The sequence below is a fragment of the Sphingomonas sp. genome, from assembly GCF_040398505.1.
In the GTDB taxonomy this organism is placed as follows: domain Bacteria; phylum Pseudomonadota; class Alphaproteobacteria; order Sphingomonadales; family Sphingomonadaceae; genus Sphingomonas.
Genome location: NZ_JBBATX010000198.1, coordinates 1 through 1,650 on the forward strand (window position 1 = coordinate 1; position 1,650 = coordinate 1,650).

The following is a 1,650-nucleotide window of genomic DNA, read 5'->3' on the forward strand; positions in this document are numbered from 1 at the left end:
TCACCTCGAAAACGGGTCGGCCTAGCACCACGCGAACCGTCACGCTTTCAGCGTCGCCACCAGCGCTGCTCAGCACCGTGCTGACGTCGGCAAGAGGAACGCTCTGCGGGATTGCAGCGACGGTCTTGCGATCGACAAGGTGGTCGCCGCGCACCTTGTCGATCGAAAGAAAGCTCATCAGCGCGCCGCTGGCAAACCACAGGATCAGCTGGAAGCCGATGACGAGCGCCAGCCACTTGTGAAGGCGGCTGGCAATCACGTGAATCCGTTGGCGACGTAGTTTCAGCCGAACATCCTTACTATTGGGCGGGCTTGCCGTGGCTGCTGAGCCAGCCCTGAAGCTCGCCAATGTCCTTTTCCTGCATGTCGATGGTCATCTGCGCCATCCGCTTGGTATCGGCGTCGGATGCCTGAGCAAGCGCCACGCGCGACATGGCAATCGCGCCACGATGATGTTCGATCATCTTACGCGTCCATTTTTCCGAAGCGTCGCCGGCCTTGGCCATCATCATCTTCATGTGCATGTCCATCTCCGACTTGGCGTATGGATTCGACGGGTCATTCATCATCATGGAATGATCCATGCCTGCCATGCCTGCCATGCCCGACATAGCGGGCTTCGCTGGCTTAGCATGCTTGTGCTCGTGTGCGAGCGCCGGGGTCGCCAGTGCCAACGCCGCAATCGCGGCCATCGTAAGATTGAGTTTCATTGGTCATTCCTTCGTCGGATGGCCCCCGCCTGTCGTAACCTGTCGCAGCGCCGGATGGGGCCAGGCTGCAACGCAGTAATATCAAAACCAGATACGGATCCCCGCCACCAGGCCCGCGCTGGTGGCGTCCTCGCGATCGGCGCGGGCGTAACGACCGGTCTGTCCGACTTTTCGCGCCCACGACACGCCGACATAGGGCGCGAACTGGCGCTTGATCTCGTAGCGAAGCCGCAAGCCGACCTCGGCTGTGGACAGCCCCGCGCCGATCCGGCTCGATGGCACATCCTGCGCGGCAAAATTCAGCTCGACGCGCGGTTGCAAGATCAACCGCTGGGTGAGGCGCTGGTCATAATAGCCTCCGAGACGACCGAGAACGTCACCTTTGTCCGACAGGAACAGCGCGCCCTCGACCTCGAACCAATAAGGTGCGAGACCCTCGAAACCGACGGTTGCATAGGTCCGCCGTGCGCCGCGCCCGAAATCCTGGCGGATGCCGACCTGTGCGTTGAAATAGGGATCGATGGCGCGGCTGTAGAGCGCTTGCACTTCGGCTTCGTCGACGCCTTCTCCGAACCGGCCTTCGCCTTCCGTTTTGATCGTCAGGCGGTTGATGTCGCCACCATACCAGCCCTCGCCGTCCCATCGGAAGCCGTCCTGCCCACGACGGGGCTGATACTCAGCGAGGTTGAACATCACGAAACCGAAGGTCTGCGCACCGCTCTCGTTCATCATTTGCCGATGCGACCGTTCGATCTCGGCAGCGGGGAAAATGCGCGTCGCATAATGATCCGAAGGCGGCGCTGGAGCCGGTGCGTTGCCGGCGGGAAGGTCTGTGCCGCTCTTTGCCATGTCGGGCATCGCGCCCTGGCCGGTCGCCACGCCATCCATCGGCGGCGATGTGCTCGACTTATCAGCCGACATGTCCATCCCCGGCATGGTC

General features: G+C 61.9%; 2 protein-coding genes and 1 pseudogene. All 3 read right to left on the reverse strand.

Annotated elements, in window-relative coordinates; genetic code table 11:
- Positions 1-259, reverse strand: a pseudogene (locus tag ABWP09_RS14345) (hypothetical protein); the annotation flags it as partial.
- A 40-nt stretch (positions 260-299) separates the two neighbouring features.
- On the reverse strand, positions 300-710 hold the full coding sequence (locus ABWP09_RS14350; RefSeq protein ID WP_353205795.1) for a DUF305 domain-containing protein: 411 nt from the start codon (positions 708-710) through the stop codon (positions 300-302).
- 81 nt (positions 711-791) lie between these two features.
- Positions 792-1,650: copper resistance protein B (locus ABWP09_RS14355; protein ID WP_353205796.1), on the reverse strand; the 859-nt coding region annotated here is incomplete at its 5' end.

Excerpts from the sequence above, each read along its gene's own strand:
- ABWP09_RS14350 (WP_353205795.1), bottom strand. The coding sequence starts at position 710 with ATGAAACTCAATCTTACGATGGCCGCGATTGCGGCGTTGGCACTGGCG.